Below are 21,125 nucleotides of genomic sequence, written 5' to 3' on the forward strand. Positions count from 1 at the left end.
CCGCAGACCCGGTTGGCGGGGGTCGCGGGGATCCGCCCGCCGCCGGCGGGGGGGTGGTGGATCGCGGGGGGCCCCCCCCCCGCTCGGGGGTGGACGGCGCGTGGCCCAAGCGGCTGACGGTGTCGGCTGCGGCTCGGCGGCGCGTCGAAGGGGTGCGGGGCCGCACCGCGATGCGGCCCCGCCGCGACGGAGCCGCAGCCGGACAACGGCACGTCACGCCGCCTGCGGCGAAGCGTCTAGCGAGGGTTGAAGACCACGCTCGCGAAGTGGACGCTGCTGGGCGCGGAGTGCCCGGCAGGGACCCGGCGTGCGGTGCCCTTGCACTTCTGCTTGCTGTAGACGACGAGTGCCTTCTTCGTGGCGTTCTGCGGACCGCGCGCCTCCTGTGCCAGGTCCAGGCACTTGCGGTCCGGCGGGTTCTGGATGGCGTACGCCTTGCCCTTGGGACCCACCCAGACGAACGTCCCGTCGGCGGCGGCGGCCGGACCCATGGTGATGACGGCGAGGGCGATCCCGCCGAGAACGGCGGTGATCGGACGGCTGAGGCGCATCGTGATGTCCTTCGTGAGCGGTGCGAACAGTGAAAAAGGGCGACGCCGGAATCGACGGGGAGACCGAGGCCCGTCGCCATCACACACTGTCACCGCGCCCGGACGCCCCGACGACACGGAAACGTCCCACGTCCGGGGGACCTCCGTCGACGTGCCGTGACGCTCCGGGCCGGCCGGCGGGACGGTGGGCGCGAGAGTAAGTGCGGCAACCGTCAAGGCGGTTGGTCGTACCGGTCACCCGAGCGTGTGCGGCGGAGCGGGCGCGGGAACCGTCGGCGATTCATTGACGCTAAATGCGGGACATAAGAGTAAATTCCCGACCATTGCTTGCGAGAGGTGTCACCGGCGGACGGGGCAAGGGATGAGCACGGACGAGGGTGTCGCGGTGACGACCGGGATCGCGCGACTGCACGACTCGCCCGGGCTTGCCGGGCCCGGGCGGTTCGGACTGGTGACCAACCACGCCGGAGTCCTCCCCGATCTGCGCCCGGCGGCACCCGCGCTGCTCGCGGCGGGCGCTCCGCTGGCCGCCTTGTTCGGACCCGAACACGGCCTGCACGGGACCGGCCAGGCCGGCGAGTCCGAGGCGGTCAGGTCCGACCCCGACACCGGCCTGCCGGTGTACGACACCTACCGGTGCGAAGGCGAACGGCTCGACAAGCTGCTGATCGACAGCGGCGTCGACGCCCTGGTGTACGACCTCCAGGACATCGGGGCCCGGTTCTACACCTACGCGTGGACCATGTTCGACCTGATGGTCTCGGCGGCCCGCACCGGCGTCCGGTTCGTGGTCGCCGACCGGCCGAATCCGCTCGGCGGACTCGTCAGTGAGGGCCCGCTTCTGGACCCGGCGTGGGCCAGCTTCGTCGGGCGCGCCCCGATCCCCGTCCGGCACGGCGTCACCTGCGGTGAACTCGCCCGGCACTTCAACGCCTCCGCCGTGCCCCGAATGGCGGGCCGCTCCGTCGAGTTGACGGTGATCGAGGCCATCGGCTGGCAGCGCGCCATGGACGCCGAGGCCACCGGCCTGCCGTGGATCGCCCCCTCGCCGAACATCCCGACGCCCGCGACCGCCGTCGTCTACCCCGGCACCTGCCTGTTCGAGGGGACGAACCTCTCCGAGGGACGCGGCACCACGCAGCCCTTCGAGATCGTCGGCGCCCCCTACCTCGACGCGCGGTTCGCACCGGCGCTCGCCGAACTCGGCCTGCCCGGAGTGCACTTCCGCGACCTGCGCTACGTACCGGCCTTCCACAAGCACGCCGGACTGCCACTGCGCGGAGTCCAGCTGCACATCACCGACCGCGGGGCGTTCGCCCCCGTACGCACCGCCGTCGCGATGCTCGCCGTGCTCCGCCGGCTGTACCCGGACGACTTCGCCTGGCACACCGTCGACAGCGGCGCCGAGGGGACCGGCCACCGGCACTTCGTCGACCTGCTGTGGGGCTCCGACCGGTTGCGGAGGACCGTCGACGCGGGCGAGGACCCGCTGCCGCTGTGCGATCCGCCGGCCCCGCCCGGCCGGTGGGCGGGCGACGACGTACTGCTCTATCCCGCGGAACCGACCTGCCCGGAAGGACGATCGTGTCGATGACCGACCGCACGACGACAACCCCGGCCGGAATCCGTGGCTTTCGTGCGGGCGACGGCCCCCAGGTGGTGGAGGCCTGGCGCCGCAGCGCACCGGCCGACCCCATCACCCCGGACCGTTTCCGCACCCTGGTGCTGCTCGACCCCAACTTCGATCCCGAAGGGCTGCGGGTCGCCGTCGACGGTGACCGTGTGGTCGGCGCCGCCTACGCGGTGCGGCGACTGACGCCGATGGCCGGTACCGACCTGGAGCCGGAGCAGGGCTGGATCCCGTTCTTCTTCGTCGCCCCGGCCGCCCGCGGGCGCGGCCTCGGCCGCCGGCTGCTGACCGACGCCCTCGACTGGCTGCACGGCCACGGCCGTACCCGGGTGGACTTCGCGTCGTACACCCCGAACTACGTGTTCCCGGGACTGGACGCCGAGGCCTACCCGGAGGCGGCCGGGCTCCTGGAGTCCCTGGGCTTCCGCACGCTGTACGCGGCGGCCGCGATGGACCGCGTCCTGGTCGGCTACCGCTTCCCGGACGAGGTCACCCACCGACTGGACCAACTCACCGGGCAGGGATACCGGTTCGCCACCCCGGCCGACGACGACCTGGTGGATCTCCTCGCGCTCGCCGGGCACCACTTCGGCCCGGACTGGGCGTGCACGATCCGGGCGTGTCTGGCCGCGGGCACACCGCTCGACCGGATCGTCGTCGCCCGCGACCCGGCCGGCCGTATGGTCGGCTGGGCGATGCACGGCGCGTTCGACTCGGTGGACGAACGGTTCGGCCCCATCGGGGTGCTGGAGGAGATGCGCGGCACCGGACTCGGCGAGGTCCTCCTCCACCTGGTCCTGGAACGGATGCGGGCCCTGCGCGCCCACTCCGCGTGGTTCCTGTGGACCGGTGCGCAGTCGCCGGCCGGCCACCTCTACCGCAAGACCGGATTCACCACGACCCGGGTGTTCCGCGTGCTGCGCCGCGAGGCGTCCGCCGGATGACACCCTCGGCCGGGCGGCCCAGCCGCCGTCACCTCGCGCTCGCCCTGCCCGCCGCGCTGCTCGCGACCGGCTGTACCGCGCCGTCCCGGGGCACCGGGCGGCCCGGGGACCCGGTCGTCCTCACCCTGCTCTCCCACTACGCCAGCGGGGAACTCAAGAAGGCCCTCCAGCGCCCGGTCGACGAGTGGAACGCCACCCACGACCGGGTCAAGGTGGCGACCAAGGCCGTCGAGTTCACCGACCTGCTGACCACGTTCATGGTCCGCCAGGCCGCGGGCCAGGGCGCCGACATCCTCCAGCCGTACTGTCTGTGGAACGGCCAGCTCGTCCAGGCCGGCGTCCTGCGGCCGGCCCCGGCCGGGCATGCCGAGGAGATCAGGCGCGGCTACGGCGCCGCCGCGGTCGGCTCCTCGTCGGTGGCGGGCCGGGTCTACGGCTACCCCACCGAGACGCAGACGTACGCCCTCTACTACAACAGACGGCTGCTGCGCGAGGCCGGCGTCGACGGACCTCCGCGCACCTGGCGGGAGCTGGAGCAGACGGCATACCGCACCGCCCGGCGGGACGGCTACGGCAACACCCTGGTCCAGGGGTTCGGCCTGTCGACCTACGACGACTCAACGACCGTCGGGCAGACCCTCGCGCTGCTCAACGCCGCCGGCGGACGGTTCGTCAGCGCGGACGGCCGGAGCACCGCCATCGACTCGCCCGCCGGCCGGGCGGTGCTCGACCTGCAGCACCGCCTCGTCGCCAAGGGCGCGAGCGACCCCGGCGTCAACGTCTACAAGGCGTTCGCGTCCGGGCAGGTCGCCATGGTGATCAGCGCCGGGTGGTGGACCGCGAACCTCAAGTCCCTGATGGGCGAGGCATATCGCGACGTCGGCGTGGCGCCGGTGCCCCTGCCGGAGGCGGACGGCCGGCGCGCCACGCTCTCCACCGGGTTCATGCTCGGCGTCAACACCACCAGCGAACATCCGCGCGAGGCCTGGGAGTTCCTGCGCTGGCTCAACACCGAGAAGGTGCGCGGTGCCACCCGGATGAGCGCCCTCCAGGTGTCCGTCGGCTCCCTGACCGGCCGCGCCGACGACATGCGGACCCTCCTCGGCGCGGGCGGCGACCCCAACCTGCGGCCGTTCCTGGACGCGCTGGCCTACGCGGTGCCGGAGCCGAACGGGCCGGGCGCACAGCAGGCCAAGTCGCTGCTGCGCAAGAACATCGAGGCGCTGTGGACCGGCCAGCAGTCCGTGGACGAGGCCCTGCGCACCACCCGCCGCCAGGTCGACCAGGAGGTGTCGCACGCATGGTGAACGCCACCCTGACAGCGGAGGCGGCCGAACGGGCGGCCCGCCATCCGTCCGCCGTCGGCGTCCGCGGCAGCGGACGCGACCGGCACCGGCGCCGCCAGGCCGTCGTCGCGTACCTCTTCCTGGCCCCGACGCTGCTGTTCTACGCCGTGTTCCTCGCCCTGCCGCTCGGCTTCGCGCTGCTGCTGTCCATGTCGCGCTGGGCGGGCTTCGACCTCGGCGACATCGACCCCGTCGGACCGGACAACTTCGCCCGTCTCTTCGCGGACGGGGCGACGTTCCTGACCCCGGTCCTCACCAACACCCTGTTGTTCGCCCTCGGTACCGTGGCCCTCGCGCTGGCCGGCTCCGTGCTCGTCGCCACCTGTATCGACAAGCTCCGGTTCCAGGGGCTGTGGCGCACGCTGTACTTCCTGCCGATCGTCACGACCGTCGTCGCCGTCGGCAACGTCTGGAAGTACATGTACGAACCCGGCGGCCTCGTCAACGGCGTCCTCAACGCCCTCGGGCTCGGCTCGGTGGCGTTCCTCCAGGACCCGGACACCGCGCTGCCCGCGGTCGTCGTCGTCCAGGCATGGGCCTCGGTCGGCTCGGCGATCCTCGTCCTGACCGCCGGGCTGAAGTCCGTCCCGCAGTCGTACTACGAGGCCGCCGCGCTGGACGGCGCCGGGCCCGTCACCGTCTTCTGGCGGATCACGCTGCCCCTGCTGCGGCCGTCCCTGCTGTTCGTGTGCATCACCCAGTTCCTCACCGGCCTCCAGTCGTTCGCGCTGATCATCGTGATGACCAAGGGCGGCCCCGGGGACGCGACCGACGTGGCCGCCCTCGAGATGTACCGGCAGGCCTTCTCGTACGGCGACTGGGGCACCGCCAGCGCCGCCGCCTTCGTGCTCTTCGCGGTGGTCCTCGCGGTCACGCTGGTCCAGTTGTGGCTCTTCCGGCGCAAAGGGGAGGACGCGTGAACCGCCGACGGTTCCCCTGGCTGTCGTATCTGCTGGTCGTCACCGGCGCCGTGCTCACGGTGGTGCCGTTCCTCGACATGGTGATGACGTCCTTCAAGGGCGCCGACGAGGCCGGCAGGCTGCCCTACCGGTTCCTGCCCGAGGCGTTCGACCTGTCCAACTACCGGGCGGCGGTCCACCAGCTGGATCTGCCGGTGCTCTTCCGCAACAGCGTCGTCGCCACGGCCGTGATCAGCGGCTCGGTGCTGGTCACCTCGTCACTCGCCGGCTACGCGCTCGCCAAACTCCGCTTCCCCGGCCGGGACCTCGTCTTCCGCCTGGTGCTGTCGACGATGATGTTCCCGCCGTTCCTCTTCCTCGTCCCGCACTTCCTGATCCTGGTGCACTGGCCGCTGGCGGGCGGCAACGACCTGTTCGGGCGCGGCGGCGCCGGGCTGACCGTCAGCATCGCGGCGCTCGCCATGCCGTTCCTCGTCAGCAGCTTCGGGATCTTCCTGATGCGCCAGTTCATGGTCTCCATCCCGGACGAGGTGCTGGAGGCCGCCCGCATCGACGGGGCCGGGGAGTTCACCGTGTGGTGGCGGATCGTCGTCCCGCAGACCAAGCCGGTCCTCGTCACCCTCGGACTGCTGACCTTCGTCGACGCCTGGAACGAGTACATCTGGGCGCTGCTCGTCTCGACCGCGAACCCGGACGTGATGACCCTGCCCGTCGGCATCCAGCTCCTCCAGGACTACGTCGACCCGACTCGTACGACGCCGATCGTCATGGCCGGCCTGGTCCTGAGCACCCTGCCGGTCCTGGTGCTCTTCCTGCTGCTGCAGAAGCACTACATCCGTGGTGTGATGCTCAGCGGCCTCAAGTGAACCGCGCATCCTACCCAGATCGTGGTGTCGATACGCTGTTTGTCGTAGCACAGCGGATTGTCCCTGGGGGGTTTGTTCTCTCATCGGTCGTGCGGTACGCCTGCACCATGCAACAGTTCGAGCGCCCCCCTTGTGGCGAGCGGCCTCAACTGCCCTGGCCAGGGACGTTCCTTGGCGGTCCTGCCTAAAGGACATCCCAGCGTCAGCCCAACTTCTTCAAGACCCGCTTGACGTCAATTCCACGATCGGGTGACACTGATGTTGCTTTTGACGTCCCTCGATACGTCAGTGCAAAAAATGGAGAGCTAATGTCATTGGAACAGCCCGCCCTCCCCTTATCACGAAGCGCAACCGAGGTTTCCCCAAGCGAGTTGCCCGCGGTTCTCGGCGGGTTCGATCTCAGCGACCAGGACCGGTTCGGCGCCGGTTTCCCGCACGATGTCTTCGCCCGGCTCCGCCGGGAAGCACCGATCCTGCTCCACCCGCCGGGCCGCACCCGCGACGGCGAGAACTTCTGGGTCCTGTCCCGCTACGCCGACGTGGTCGAAGCCGCGGCCCATCCGCTGCTGTCCTCCCAGGGCGGCGGCGACCGCGAGGGCGGCGGCACCCACCTCGACGACCTGCCCGCCGGCACCTACTCCGGCGCGATGCTGAACATGATGGACGACCCACGGCACCGGTTGCTGCGCGACCTGGTCAGCCCGTCGGTCACCGGCCCGGTCCTCGAGGCGCTTGCCCCGACCATCACCGAACGCGCCGAGACGATCATCGACGAGGTCGTCAAGCAGGGCTCCTGCGACTTCCAGAACGACGTGGCCGGCCGGTACTCGGTCGAGGTCATGGCCGCGCTGATGGGCATCCCCCGCGCGGACTGGCCGCAGTTCGTCGACTGGACCGAGGTCGTTATGGGCTACGAGGACCGCGAGTCCGGCGAGGCCTCCTCCCGCAGCCAGGCCTCCCTCCTGGCCATGTACCAGTACGGCGTCAAGCTCGTCGCCCAGAAGCGCGCCGACCCGGCCCGGGACTTCCTGTCCGTGATCGCCGCCGGTGACCTCCCGGAGGGCCAGGGCGAACCGCCGCTGCGCGACTACGAGCGCGAGGTGTTCGTCAACCTGCTGACCCTGGCCGGCAGCGAGCCCACCCGCAACGTGATCGCGGTCGGCCTGCTCGCCCTGGCCGAACGGCCGGAACAGTGGCAGGCGCTGCGCGCCGACCGCTCGCTGCTGGACGGCGCGGTCGAGGAGATGATGCGCTGGTCCACGCCGACGCCGTACAACCGGCGGACGGCCACCGAGGACTTCACCTTCAACGGCGTACGGATCGGCCGCGGCGACAAGGTGACCCTGTGGTGGTCCTCGGCCAACCGGGACGAGAGCGTGTTCGACGACGCCATGTCCTTCGACGTGCGCCGCAACCCCAACCCGCACGTGGCCTTCGGCCAGGGACCGCACAGCTGCCTAGCGGTCGACCTCGCCCGTATCGAACTGCGCACACTGTTCGGCGTGCTGCTCGACCGGGTCGCCGAGGTACGGCTGACCGGTCCGGTGCCCTGGGCCAACAACAGCAAGCACACGGTGGCCCTGAGAGTGCCTGTGGAGTTCGTCCTCGCCTAGGCGGGCCGGCGTGTCCCGCCGCGTACGGCGGACGCCCTCACCCCGGCCGCAGTGCGGCGGGTCCGGGGACGACGGTCACGACGAGGTGACCGCGGCAGCCTGAAGCGGACCGGTGCCCGAAAGCCGGTCCGCGCTCCGCCCGCAATCCGATCGGCCCGGTGCTGCCCCGGGCCGGGCCTGCGGCATGCCCGCCGGCCGAACACGCCGGGTGAGTGCAAGAGGCCCCTGAGGCCAGGAGACCGCTCAGGCCTGCCCGTGGCACAGCGCAACCGTGGACGTCCGGAACACCGACTGCCGGGCGGATCAGACGTGTCCTCGATGAGACGACGTGGAGGGGGAGACCGGCGTGGGTGACCGAGTGGGCAAGGCCGCCGACCAGGAACCGGTGGCGGTCGTCGGCCTGGCGTGCCGGCTGCCGGGGGCGGGAAACCCCGCAGAGTTCTGGCGGCTGCTGCGCGACGGACGGGACGCGCTGGGCGAACCCGGTCCACGGCGCTGCCACCCGGACGGCCCGGCGGTACCGGTGCTGCCCTCCGGCGAACCGGTACGGGCCGGCTTCCTCGACCAGGTCGACTCCTTCGACGCCGGGTTCTTCGGCGTCTCCCCGGGCGAGGCGGCCGTGCTGGACCCGCAGCAGCGGCTGGTCCTGGAACTGGCTTGGGAGGCCTTCGAGGACGCCGGGATCGTCCCGGGCGACGGCGACCGCCAAGGCGGCACCGGGGTGTACGTCGGCGCCACCTACGACGACTACGCGACGCTGCGCGGCGCCCGGCTGAGCCCGCACTCGGCCACCGGACGCAACCGGGCGATGATCGCCAACCGGGTCTCCTACGCCCTGCGACTGCGCGGCCCCAGCCTGGTGGTGGACAGCGCCCAGTCCTCCGCGCTGCTCGCCGTCCACCTGGCCTGCCGGGCGCTCGCGGCGGGGGAGTGCACGGTGGCGCTGGCCGGCGGTGTCAACCTGAACCTCACCCAGGACGGCTTCGACGTCACCCGGGCACTGGGCGCGATCTCACCGGGCGGGCGCTGCCACACCTTCGACGAGCGGGCCGACGGGTTCGTGCGCGGCGAGGGCGGCGCGGTACTGGTGCTCAAGCCACTGTCGGCGGCCCAGGCCGACGGGGACACCGTGCACGCGGTGATCCGGGGCAGTGCTGTCAACAACGACGGCGGCGGCGACTCGCTGACCGCCCCCCGCCAGGAGGCCCAGCAGGACGTGCTGAGCCTCGCCTGCGCGGCGGCCGGGGTGTCCCCGGCCGAGCTGGACTACGTCGAACTGCACGGCACCGGAACGCCGTTGGGCGACCCCGTCGAGGCCGCGGCCCTCGGCGCGGTGGCCGGACGCGGGCGCGAGCGGCAGCGGCCGCTGCTGGTCGGCTCGGTGAAGACCAACATCGGGCACCTGGAGGGCGCGGCCGGCATCGCCGGACTGCTCAAGACGGTGCTCTGCCTGTCGCGCCGGGAACTGGTGCCCAGCCTGAACTTCCGCACCCCCAACCCGCGGATCCCGCTGACGGAGCTGGGCCTGCGGGTGGTCACCGAGACCGGCCCGTGGCCCGCCACTCAGGGCCCGCTGCTCGCCGGGGTGAGCTCGTTCGGCATGGGCGGCGCCAATTGCCACCTGGTGCTCACCGAGCCGCTCGCTCCCCGCCCGGCACCGGATCACGACAGCGAGGGATACGACGGTCCGGTACTGGTTCCGCTGACCGCACGGGCCCCGGCGGCGCTGGCCGAACTGGCCGGCCTGGTGGGCGAGTCGGCGGAGTCTCCGGTGGACCTGGCCTACTCGCTGGCCACCACGCGCAGCCCGCTGGAGCGGCGGGCGGTGCTGGTCGCCGAGTCCGCCGGCGAAGTGCCCGGCCTCCTGACGGCGCTGGCCGGGGACACGGCGAACGCCCGGGTGGTGCGCGGCACGGCCGTCGAGGGGCGGACCGTGTTCCTCTTCGCCGGGCAGGGCAACCAGCGGCCGGGCATGGGCCGGGAGATCTACCGGCGCCATCCCGTGTTCGCCGCCACCGTGGACGCCGTCGCCGCGGAACTGCGCCCGCACCTGCCGCGGCCACTGCTGGACGTGGTCTTCGCCGAGGCGGGCTCGGCGGACGCGGCCCTGCTCGATGAACCGGCCTGCACCCAGCCCGCGTTGTTCGCCGTCCAGGTCGGGCTGTACCGGCTGGTGGAGAGCTGGGGGATCACCCCGGACGCCGTCCTCGGCCACTCCTTCGGCGAGCTGGCCGCCCTGCACGTCGCCGGCGCGATGTCACTGGCCGACGCCTGCGCGCTGGTCGCCGCCCGCGGCCGGCTGATGCAGGAGATCCCGCCCGGCGGGGCGATGATCCTGGTCGAGGCCTCCGAGGCGGAGCTGCTGCCGGACGTCGAGGCGACCGGCGGACTCGTGTCGATCGCCGCCCTCAACAGTCCTACCGCCACGGTCCTCTCCGGGGACGAGGACACCACGCTGGCGATCGCGGACCGCTGGTCCGCGCGGGGCCGGCGCACCCGGCGGATCCAGGTCCCGATGGCCAGCCACTCGGCACACGTGGACGGCATCCTGGACGGGATGCGCGCGGCCGCCGCCCGGATCGACTGGCGGCCCCCGGCCCTGCCGGTCATCTCCTCGCTGACCGGCGCCGAACTGGACGTCACCGGCCTGGACTGGCCGGAGTTCTGGGCCCGGCACACCCGCGGCACGGTACGGTTCGCCGACGCCGTCGCCACCGCCTGCGCCGGCGGCGCCCGGACCTTCCTGGAGCTGGGCCCGGACGGCACCCTGTGCGCGATGGGCCCGGGCAGCGCGCCCGAGGACGTGGCGTTCGTCTCCGCGATGGCCGGCGGGGAACGCCCCGACCTGCGATCGCTGCTCACCGCGGTGGCCCGGGTGCACACCCGCGGTGTCCCCGTGGACTGGGCACGGTTCTACGACGGCTCCGGGGCCCGGCGGATCCCGCTGCCCACCTACCCCTTCCAGCGACGGCGGCACTGGATCGCCGGGGTGACGGCCACCGGCGTCGCGACCCCCGCCGCACCCGCCGTACCGGCCGCGGCGGAGACCGGGGCGCCGGCCCGGCCGGACCCGGGACTCGCCGGGCTGCCCGCGGCCGAGCGGGAGCAGACGGTACGCGCGCTGGTGCGCGCCGAGGTGGCCGCGGCACTGGAGCTGGACTCCGCCGAAGAGCTGGACATGCGGCGTCCGTTCAAGGACCTGGGCTTCGGCTCGCTGATGACGGTGGAGCTGGGACAGCGGCTGGCCGACGTGACCGGGGTACGGCTGCCCGCCACCGCCGTACTCGACCACCCCACCCCCGAACGGATCACCGCACACCTGACCGCCGAACTGGCCGCCGGGACAGCGTCGGACCCCGGACCCGAGAGGCTGCTCGCGGATCCTGTGCCCGCCGCCGAGCCGATCGCGATCGTCGGGATGGCCTGCCGGTTCCCCGGCGGGGTCGGCTCGCCCGAGGACCTGTGGGACCTGGTGGCCGCCGGCACCGATGCGATCGGCGGCTTCCCCACCGACCGAGGCTGGGACCTGGACGGGCTCTTCGACGCGGACCCGGAACGGCCGGGCCGCAGCTACGCGCGCACCGGCGGATTCCTTTACGGGGCCGCCGAGTTCGACGCAGGGCTGTTCGGTATCTCGCCGCGCGAGGCCCTCGCCATGGACCCGCAGCAGCGGCTGCTCCTGGAGACCTCCTGGGAGGCACTGGAGCGGGCCGGCATCGACCCGCTCTCCCTGCGGGACAGCGCGACCGGCGTGTTCTCCGGGGTCATGGCGCAGGACTACGGCCCCCGGATGCACGAGGGCGCCGACGGCCTCGACGGCTATGTGCTGACCGGCACCACGGCCAGCGTCGCCTCCGGCCGCATCGCCTACAGCCTGGGACTGCGCGGGCCCGCGGTCACCGTGGACACCGCGTGTTCCTCGTCGCTGGTGGCCCTGCATCTGGCGGCCCAGGCGCTGCGGTCGGGGGAGTGCTCTCTCGCGCTGGCCGGCGGGGTGACGGTGATGCCCACGCCGGGCATCTTCGTGGAGTTCTCCCGGCAGCGCGGACTCGCGCCCGACGGGCGGTGCAAGTCGTTCGCGGCGGCGGCCGACGGCACCGGCTGGGCGGAGGGCGCCGGTCAGCTCGTCCTGGAACGGCTGTCCGACGCGCGCCGCAACGGCCACCCCGTGCTGGCGGTGCTGCGCGGCTCGGCGGTGAACCAGGACGGCGCCTCCAACGGCCTGACCGCCCCCAACGGCCCGGCCCAGGAAGGCGTGATCCGCACCGCGCTGGCCGCTGCCGGAGTGTCCGGCGCGGACGTGGACCTGGTGGAGGCGCACGGCACCGGCACCACCCTGGGCGACCCCGTCGAGGCCCAGGCGCTGCTGGCCACCTACGGCCGGGACCGCGCCGGCGACCCGCTCTGGCTGGGCTCGCTGAAGTCGAACATCGGGCACACCCAGGCCGCCGCCGGGGTCGCGGGCGTGATCAAGGTCGTACAGGCGCTGCGGCACGGGCTGCTGCCGCGCACCCTGCACGTGGACGAACCCTCGCCCTACGTGGACTGGGCGTCCGGTGAGGTGCGGCTGCTGACGGAGGAGCGGCCCTGGCCGGAGCGCGGACGGCCGCGCCGGGCCGGGGTGTCCTCGTTCGGGATCAGCGGCACCAACGCCCATGTCATCGTGGAACAGGCGCCCGAAGCGGTGCCGGTGGAACACCCGTCGGCACCGGACCCGGTACGGCGGTCCGGTCCGGTGCCGGTGCTGCGGTCTGGTCCGGTGCCGGTGCTGCGGTCCGGTCCGGACCCGGTGCTGCGGTCCGGTCCGGTGCCGGTGCTGCGGTCTGGTCCGGTGCCGGTGCTGCGGTCCGGTCCGGTGCCGGTGCTGCGGTCCGGTCCTGTCCCGGTGGTGCTGTCCGGGCAGACCGCGGCCGCGTTGCGGGCGCAGGCGGCACGGCTGGCCGCACACCTGGAGAGCGAGCCGGGCGCGGCTCTCGCGGACGTCGCCCGCGCGGCCGCCACCACCCGGGCCGCGCTGCCGCACCGCGCCGTGCTCACCGCCACCGACCACACGGATCTGGTACGGGGCCTGCGCACCCTCGCCGCCGACGAGGAGACGCCCGGCCTGGTGCGCGGGGTCGCCGACGTCGACGGCCGCACGGTGTTCGTGTTTCCGGGTCAGGGTGCGCAGTGGGCGGGCATGGCGGTGGAACTGCTGGACTCCTCGCCGGTGTTCGCGGAGCGGATGGGCGAATGTGCCTCGGCGCTGGACGAGTTCGTGGACTGGTCGCTGCTGGGGGTGGTGCGGGGGGAGGCGGGTCAGCCGTCTTTGGAGCGCGTGGACGTCGTGCAGCCGGTGTCGTTCGCGGTGATGGTGTCGTTGGCGGCGTTGTGGCGGTCGTTCGGGGTGGAGCCGGACGCGGTGGTGGGGCACTCGCAGGGGGAGATCGCGGCCGCATGTGTGGCGGGGGCGCTGTCCCTGCGCGACGCCGCGAAGGTGAGCGCCCTGCGCAGTGCCGCGCTCGGCGCGCTGTCCGGTGCCGGCGGGATGATGTCGGTGGCGCTTCCGATCTCCGCACTGGAACCGCGGCTGGCGCGCTGGGACGGGCGGGTGTCGGTCGCCGCGGTCAACGGGCCCGCGGCGGTGGTCCTTTCCGGAGAACCCGGAGCCCTCCGGGAACTCGAAGCCGAGCTGACCGCCGAAGGCGCGCGGGCCCGGCTGGTCGCGGTGGACTACGCCTCGCACTCCGCACAGGTGGAACGCATCCGCACCGAACTGCTGGACCGGCTCGCCGGACTGGAGCCGCACACCGCCGAGATCCCCTTCTACTCCACGGTGACCGGCGAACGGCTCGACACGGCGAGCCTGGACGCCGAGTACTGGTACCGGAACCTGCGCCAGACCGTCCGCTTCGAGGAAACGATCCGTGAACTGGACCGCGCCGGGCACCGCGTGTTCGTGGAGACCAGCCCGCATCCGATCCTGACCGCGGCCGTCCAGGACACCGTCGAGGCGGCGGGCAGCACGGCCGCGGTGGTCGGCTCGCTGCGCCGCGACCAGGGCGGCCCCGGCCGGTTCCTGCGGTCGCTGGCCGAGGCGCAGGTACGCGGGGTCCGGGTGGAGTGGACCGCCGCGTTCGGCGCCCAGGGCCGTCGGGCAGAGCTGCCCACCTACGCCTTCCAGCGCCGGCGTTACTGGCTGCCCACCCCGGCGGCCGGCACGCACCTCGCCGGGCTCGGGCTGGACACCACCGCCCACCCGCTCCTGGGCGCCGCCGCGCCGGTCGCCGCCACGGGCGAGCTGCTGCTGACCGGTGAGCTGTCCCGGCAGCGGCAGCCCTGGCTGGCCGACCACACCGTCTTCGGCACCGCCGTCCTGCCCGGCACGGCCTTCGTCGAGCTGGCCGTGCGCGCCGGGGACGAGGCGGGCTGCCGGGTGCTGGAGGAGCTGACCGTGCACGTGCCGCTGACCCTGCCCGAGCGCGCCGGGGTACGGGTACAGGTCGTGCTGGGCGCGCCCGGCGAGGACGGCGCCCGCGCCGTGGACGTGTACTCCCGTCCGGGCGAGGGCCCCGAGTGGATCCACCACGCCACCGGCAGGCTCGGCATGACAGCGGCATCCCCGCCGGCGACCGGCGACTGGCTGCCGGCGGACGCCACGCCGGTCGACCTGACCGACCGCTACCCGGCACTGGCCCGGCTCGGCTACGGCTACGGGCCGGTCTTCCAGGGCCTGCGCCGGCTGTGGCGGCACGGCGAGGACCTGTTCGCGGAAGCCGCCCTGCCCGAACCGGCGTCGGCGGACGCCGGAGCGTACGGACTGCACCCGGCGCTGCTGGACGCGGCACTGCACGCGGCCGTCCCGGCCGACGACACGGCCACCATCGGGCTGCCGTTCGCCTTCACCGGGGTCCGGCTGTACCGGACCGGTGCCACCGCGGTGCGGGTGCGGCTGCGCCCCGTGGCCGGGGGAGCAGTCTCCCTCACCGTGACCGACGCCGAGGACAACCCGGTCGCGGCGATCGACTCGCTGGCGTTCCGCCCGGTCGGCGCCGAGCAACTCGCCGCAGGCCGCCGGGATCACCTGTACCGCACCGGCTGGGTTCCGTCGGCGTCCCCGGCACAGGACGGGGCCTGGGCGTGGCTCTCGGACCTGGATCCGGACGGGCCGGTACCCGCGGTGGTGGGTGTTGCGGTGGCCGGGGTGACCGACGCCCTGGCGATGGCACAGCGCTGGCCGGCCGAGGAGCGGTTCGCCGCATCGAGGCTGGTACTGCTCACGCGCGGGGCGGTCGCCACCGGTCCGGGCGAGCCGGTCGACCCCGATGCGGCGGCGGTGTGGGGCCTGGTGCGCAGTGCGCAGACGGAGAACCCGGACCGCTTCGTCCTGGTCGACACGGACGGCCAGCCCGCGTCCGAGGCGCTGCTGCCCCGGCTGGCGGCTACCGGGGAGGCCCAACTGGCCGTGCGTGCGGGGCGGGTGTTCGTCCCGCGGCTGGCGCGGGTGACGGAGGCGGCCGGGGACGTTCCTTGGTCGGTTGAGGACGTCGTGCTGGTCACCGGGGCGAGTGGGACGCTCGGGGGCCTGGTGGCGCGGCACTTGGTGGAGCGCCACGGGGTGCGTGGTGTGGTGCTCGCCTCCCGGCGGGGCGGTGACGCGCCCGGTATGGAAGAACTCGCCGCCGAGCTGGGCGAGTTGGGTGCCGAGGTGGCGGTGGTGGCGTGTGATGTGGCCGAGCGGGACGCGGTGGCCGCGTTGCTGGCCGAGCATCCGGTGACCGCCGTGGTGCACGCCGCCGGGGTTCTCGACGACGGCGTGCTGGCCGCGCTCACCCCCGAACGCGTGACCGAGGTGTTCCGGGCGAAGGTGGACGGCGCGCGCCACCTGGCCGAGCTGACCGGCCCGGAACTCACGGCGTTCGTGCTGTTCTCCTCGGTGGCCGGGACGCTGGGCAACGCGGGGCAGGCCGCCTACGCGGCGGCCAACGCCGCGCTGGACGGGCTGGCGGCCCAGCGCCGGGCCGCCGGGCTGCCCGCGACCGCGGTGGCCTGGGGGCTGTGGGCCGAGAGCAGTCGTATGACCGAGGGCATGGCCGACACGGACCGGGCCCGGCTGGCCCGCGCCGGTGTCGTGCCGCTGGACTCCGCCACCGCACTGGACCTGTTCGACACGGCCATCGCGCTGGACGACCCGGTGCTGCTCGCCGCCCGCCTGGACCCGGTGGCGCTGCGCGAGCGGGCGGCCGAGGGCGTGCTGTCGCCGGTGCTGCGCGCACTGGTGCCGGTGGTGCGTCGCGCCGCCGCCACGGAGACTCCGGCGGACGGCGCCGACGGGTTGCCGCGGCGGCTGGCCGAGGGGGAGCCGCTGCGGGTGCTCCAGGACCTGGTGCTCACCCAGGCCGCGGTGGTGCTCGGTCACTCCGACGCCGGCGGGCTGTCACCGGACCGGCCGTTCAAGGACTTCGGCTTCGACTCGCTGACCGCCGTGGAACTGCGCAACCGGCTGGGCCGGGCGACCGGTGTACGGCTGCCCGCGACCGTGGTGTTCGACCACCCCACCCCCGCCGCACTCGCCGGATACCTGCGCGGCGAACTCGTCGGCGACGCCACTGCCGCGAGCACCCCGGCAGCCGTCGCCCCGGTGGTGGCCGCCGACGAGCCGATCGCCATCGTCGGCATGGCCTGCCGCTTCCCGGGCGGGGTCGCCTCCCCGGAGGACCTGTGGGACCTGGTGGCCGAGGGGGGCGACGCCGTCGGCGGGTTCCCCACCGACCGGGGCTGGGACGTCACCGGCCTGTACGACCCCGACCCGGACCACCCGGGCACCAGTTACACCCGGCACGGCGGCTTCCTCTACGACGCCGGCCGGTTCGACGCCGGGCTGTTCGGGATCTCGCCGCGCGAGGCCCTCGCCATGGACCCGCAGCAGCGGCTGCTCCTGGAGACCGCCTGGGAGGCGCTGGAGCGGGCCGGGATCGACCCGTCCTCGGTACGCGGCAGCCAGACCGGAGTGTTCACCGGCGTGATGTACCACGACTACGCCACCGGGCTGCGGGAGCTGCCCGAGGGCGTCGAAGGGCACCTGCTCACCGGCACCGCCGGAAGCGTCGCCTCCGGTCGGGTCGCCTACACGCTCGGTCTGCAGGGGCCCGCGGTCACCGTGGACACGGCGTGCTCCTCCTCGCTGGTGGCGATGCACCTCGCGGCCCAGGCGCTGCGCTCCGGTGAGTGCTCGCTGGCCCTGGCGGGCGGTGTGACGGTGATGGCCGAGCCGACCACGTTCACGGCGTTCTCCCGGCAGCGCGGCCTCGCCGCCGACGGACGCTGCAAGCCCTTCGCCGGGGCCGCCGACGGCACCGGCTGGTCCGAGGGCGTCGGCCTGCTGCTGCTCGAACCGCTCTCCGCCGCGCGCCGCAACGGCCACCGGGTGCTGGCCCTGCTGCGCGGTTCGGCCGTCAACCAGGACGGCGCGTCCAACGGCCTCACCGCCCCCAACGGCCCCTCCCAGGAACGGGTGATCCGCACCGCGCTGGCCGCCAGCGGAGTCTCCGCGCAGGACGTCGACGCGGTCGAGGGCCACGGCACCGGGACGCCGCTGGGCGACCCGATCGAGGCACAGGCGCTGCTGGCCACCTACGGGCGGGACCGCGCCGGCGATCCGCTGTGGCTGGGGTCGGTCAAGTCCAACATCGGGCACGCGCAGGCCGCGGCCGGAGTGGCCGGGGTGATCAAGATGGTGCAGGCGATACGGCACGGGGTGCTGCCCCGCACCCTGCACGTCGACGAGCCCTCACCGCACGTGGACTGGGCGTCCGGTGAGGTGCGGCTGCTGACGGAGGCGCGGCCGTGGCCGGAGCTCGGCCGCCCGCGCCGGGCCGGGGTGTCCTCGTTCGGCATCAGCGGCACCAACGCGCATGTCGTCATCGAACAGGCGGAGGCGGAAGCGAAGGCAGACGCGTCCACTGAGGGCGGACAGGACATCGAGCCGTGGCTGGTGCCGGTCGCGGTGTCCGGGCAGAGCGCGGACGCGCTGCGGGAGCAGGCCGCACGGCTGGCGGCGCACATCGCCGAGCACCCCGGCGACCGGGTGCGGGACATCGCCTGGTCCAGCATGGCCGGCCGGGCCGCGCTGGAGCATCGCGCGGTCGTCCTGGCCGCCGGACCGGAGCAACTCGGCGAGCGGCTCCGGGCGCTGGCCGAGGGCCGTGACGTCCCGGGTGTGGTGCGCGGCACCGCGGCCGACGGGGCACGACGGGTGGCGTTCGTGTTCCCCGGACAGGGCGCGCAGTGGGCCGGGATGGCGCTGGAACTGCTCGACACCGCGCCGGTGTTCGCCGCCCGGCTGGCCGAGTGCGCCGCCGCGATCGAGTCGTACGTCGACTGGTCGGTACTGGACGTGCTGCGCGGCCTGCCGGGTGCGCCGACGCTGGAGCGGGTGGACGTGGTGCAGCCGGTGACCTTCGCGGTCACCGTGTCGCTGGCCGCGCTGTGGCGCTCGTACGGCGTGGAACCGGAGGCGGTGATCGGCCACTCGCAGGGCGAGATCGCCGCCGCCTGCGTGGCCGGGGCCCTGTCCCTGGCCGACGCCGCCGCGGTGGTGTGCCTGCGCAGCCGCGCGCTGACCGCACTGTCCGGCAAGGGCGGCATGATGTCGGTGGCACTGCCCGCCGACGAGGTGCGGGCCCTGTGCACCGACGACCGGCTGGGCGTGGCCGCGGTCAACAGCCCCACCTCCACCGTCGTCTCCGGTGACCCGGACGCCCTGGAAGAGCTGCGGGCCGCGTGCGAGGAGCGCGGGGTGCGGGCCCGCCGTATCGCGGTGGACTACGCCTCGCACTCCACCCAGGTCACCGCCGTCAAGGACAGCCTGGCCGAACTGCTCGCGGGGATCAGCCCACGGGCGGCGCGCACCGAGCTGTACTCCACGGTCACCGGGCAGCGGCTGGACACCCGCGAACTCACCGGCGAGTACTGGTACACCAACCTCCGTCAGACCGTCCGGTTCGCCGACGCGGTGCGCACCGCGCTGGACGCCGGGATCGGCACCTTCATCGAGATCAGCCCGCACCCGGTGGTCGCCCCGGGCGTGCAGGAGACGGTGGACGCCGCCGGCGCGCGGGCCGCCGTACTCGCCACGCTGCGGCGCGACGACGGCGGCTGGCCGCGCTTCGCCCAGTCGCTGGCCGAGGCACAGGTGCGCGGCGCCGGGGTACGGCTGGCCGAGGTGTTCGAGGGTGCCGGGGCCCGACGGGTGGACCTGCCCACCTACGCCTTCCAGCACCACTGGTACTGGCTGGCCGAGCAGGCCGGACCCCGGTCCGACACCTGGCGCTACCGCGTCGAGTGGCGGCCCGCGGGCCCGCCGGAGCACACCGGACCGGACGGCGAGTGGCTGGCGCTGGTGCCCGCCTCCGGCGCCGAGCAGGACTGGCTGAAGACGCTCACCGGCGGCCTTCCGGTGCGGACCGTCACCGTGGACACCGGGCACGCCGACCGCACCGAACTCACCGACCTGCTGCGCCGCGCGCTGGCCGAGCACACCCCACGCGGGGTGTTGTCCCTGCTGGCCGCCGACCGCCGCCCGCATCCGGACCACCCGGTGGTGCCCGCCGGGGTGGCCGCCACCCTGGCGGTGCTGCAGGCGCTCGGCGATCTGGACGCGGCCGTCCCGCTGTGGCTGGTGACCTCCGGCGCGGTGAGCACCGGCGCCGGCGATCCGCTGCGCGAACCGAGTGCCGCCCAGGTATGGGGCCTGGGCCGGGTGGCGATGCTGGAACACCCGGGGTTCTGGGGCGGCCTCATCGACCTGCCCGCCGAACTCGACGACGCCGCGCTGGAACAGCTGCGCGCAGCGCTCGCGGGCGGCTGGGGCGAGGAGGACCAGCTCGCGGTACGCGGATCCGGCACGCTGCTACGGCGGTTGGTGCGCGCCCCGCTCGACGGCGGCGCGGCCGGCGACTGGCAGGCCAGGGACACCGCGCTCGTGACCGGCGGCACCGGCGCGCTCGGCCCGGAGGTCGCCCGCTGGCTCGCCGCGCAGGGCGTACGGCACGTGGTGCTGGTCAGCCGCAGCGGCGCGGGCGCCGACGGGATCGCCGAACTGACGGCCGAACTCGACGGCCTCGGTGTCCGGCTGACCGCGCACGCCTGCGACATCGGCGACCGGGCAGCCGTGGCCGCCCTGCTGGCCGGGCTGCGTGAGCAGGGCGAGGTGGTACGCACGGTGGTGCACGCCGCCGCGCTGATGCGGCTGGCCGCCCTGCCCGACACCGACCTCGCCGAGTACGCCGACGTCCTCACCGCCAAGGTCCAGGGCGCCCGGCACCTCGTCGAACTGCTCGACCCGGCCGAACTGGACGCCCTGGTCTTCTACTCCTCCATCGCCGGGGTGTGGGGCAGCGGCGACCACGGCGCCTACGCCGCCGCCAACGCCGAACTCGACGCCCTCGCCGAGCAGGCCCGCGCCACCGGTCTGCCGGTCACCTCGGTGGCCTGGGGCGTCTGGGACGGCGCCCGCTTCCCCGACGGGGTCGACGCCGACCAACTGCGCCGCCAGGGCCTGCCGTTGATCGCCCCCGGACCGGCGCTGGACGCACTCCGCACTGTCCTCGAACGCGCCGAGAGCGGGCTGTCGGTCGCCGACGTCGACTGGGCCAGGTTCATGCCGCTGTTCGCCTCGGCCCGCAGCAGGCCGCTGTTCGCCGAGATCCCCGAGGCCCGGCGCGTGCTGGACGGCCCGTCCGAACCGGGGTCGCAGCCGTCAGGCTCGCCCTGGGCACAGCGGCTGGCCGGGCTGTCGGACACCGAACGCAGCAGCGCCCTGCTACGGCTGGTACGCGAGCAGGCGGCCGTCGTGCTGGGCCACTCCGGCGCGGCCGCCATCGGCGCCGACCACGCCTTCCGGGACCTGGGCTACGACTCGCTGACCGGGATCGAACTGCGCAACCGGCTCGGCGAGGCGACCGGCCTGGCGCTGCCGGCCACCCTCGTCTTCGACCAGCCCACCCCGGCCTCGGTCGCCGCATACCTGCGCACTCGGCTCGCGCCCCCCGAACCACCCCTCCTCGCCGAACTGGACCGGCTCGCCGAGCGGCTGTCCCGGGCGGACGCCGACGACGACCGAGCCGGCGTCGAACTGCGGCTGCGGGCGATGCTCTCGCAGTTCAGCGGGGACTTCAGCGGGGACTTCAGCAGCGACGAGGAGGACTTCGACCCGATGTCGAACGAGGAGATGTACGACCTCATCGACCGCGAACTCGGCGCGAACTGAAGGGGG

8 protein-coding genes are annotated in these 21,125 nt (G+C 73.9%); 7 read left to right on the plus strand and 1 reads right to left on the minus strand.

Translation table 11 applies throughout. From position 1 onward, the window contains the following. Window positions 1-236 precede the first annotated feature (236 nt). Window positions 237-551: a hypothetical protein gene (locus AB0D59_RS19820; protein ID WP_362566666.1), complete on the minus strand. Its 315-nt coding sequence runs from the start codon at window positions 549-551 to the stop codon at window positions 237-239. A 361-nt stretch (window positions 552-912) separates the two neighbouring features. Here AB0D59_RS19820 and AB0D59_RS19825 point away from each other — a divergent pair, with 361 nt between their 5' ends. From AB0D59_RS19825 to AB0D59_RS19855, 7 genes are all read left to right on the plus strand, one after another. Then, complete coding sequence (locus tag AB0D59_RS19825; protein WP_362566669.1) at window positions 913-2,145, plus strand: DUF1343 domain-containing protein; 1,233 nt, start codon at window positions 913-915, stop codon at window positions 2,143-2,145. Beyond that, window positions 2,142-3,125 (plus strand): GNAT family N-acetyltransferase, encoded by a 984-nt coding sequence (locus AB0D59_RS19830; RefSeq protein ID WP_362566672.1) that lies wholly within the window; start codon window positions 2,142-2,144, stop codon window positions 3,123-3,125. Before AB0D59_RS19825 ends, AB0D59_RS19830 begins: the two co-directional genes overlap by 4 nt. After that, entirely contained in the window at window positions 3,122-4,432 is a 1,311-nt protein-coding gene (locus tag AB0D59_RS19835) for an ABC transporter substrate-binding protein (RefSeq protein WP_362566675.1), read from the plus strand. Before AB0D59_RS19830 ends, AB0D59_RS19835 begins: the two co-directional genes overlap by 4 nt. Then, window positions 4,426-5,391, plus strand: a complete 966-nt coding sequence (locus AB0D59_RS19840) for a sugar ABC transporter permease (protein WP_362566678.1) — start codon at window positions 4,426-4,428, stop codon at window positions 5,389-5,391. The genes AB0D59_RS19835 and AB0D59_RS19840 overlap by 7 nt, the downstream gene beginning before the upstream one ends. Next, window positions 5,388-6,257 carry a carbohydrate ABC transporter permease gene (locus AB0D59_RS19845; protein ID WP_362566681.1) on the plus strand — a complete coding sequence of 290 codons (870 nt, stop codon included), beginning with the start codon at window positions 5,388-5,390 and terminating at the stop codon, window positions 6,255-6,257. Before AB0D59_RS19840 ends, AB0D59_RS19845 begins: the two co-directional genes overlap by 4 nt. Window positions 6,258-6,628: 371 nt before the next feature. Next, a complete protein-coding gene (locus AB0D59_RS19850; protein WP_362566683.1) occupies window positions 6,629-7,870 on the plus strand; it encodes a cytochrome P450 in 1,242 nt (413 codons plus the stop codon). 346 nt (window positions 7,871-8,216) lie between these two features. Further along, window positions 8,217-21,119 carry a type I polyketide synthase gene (locus AB0D59_RS19855; protein WP_362566686.1) on the plus strand — a complete coding sequence of 4,301 codons (12,903 nt, stop codon included), beginning with the start codon at window positions 8,217-8,219 and terminating at the stop codon, window positions 21,117-21,119. Window positions 21,120-21,125: the final 6 nt, after the last annotated feature.

It is taken from the genome of Streptomyces sp. NPDC048417, from assembly GCF_040651615.1.
Taxonomy (GTDB): Bacteria; Actinomycetota; Actinomycetes; order Streptomycetales; family Streptomycetaceae; genus Streptomyces.

Coding starts and splice junctions, on each gene's coding strand:
- AB0D59_RS19820 (WP_362566666.1), bottom strand. CDS start 551: ATGCGCCTCAGCCGTCCGATCACCGCCGTTCTCGGCGGGATCGCCCTC.
- AB0D59_RS19835 (WP_362566675.1), top strand. CDS start 3,122: ATGACACCCTCGGCCGGGCGGCCCAGCCGCCGTCACCTCGCGCTCGCC.
- AB0D59_RS19840 (WP_362566678.1), top strand. CDS start 4,426: ATGGTGAACGCCACCCTGACAGCGGAGGCGGCCGAACGGGCGGCCCGC.
- AB0D59_RS19825 (WP_362566669.1), top strand. CDS start 913: ATGAGCACGGACGAGGGTGTCGCGGTGACGACCGGGATCGCGCGACTG.
- AB0D59_RS19830 (WP_362566672.1), top strand. CDS start 2,142: ATGACCGACCGCACGACGACAACCCCGGCCGGAATCCGTGGCTTTCGT.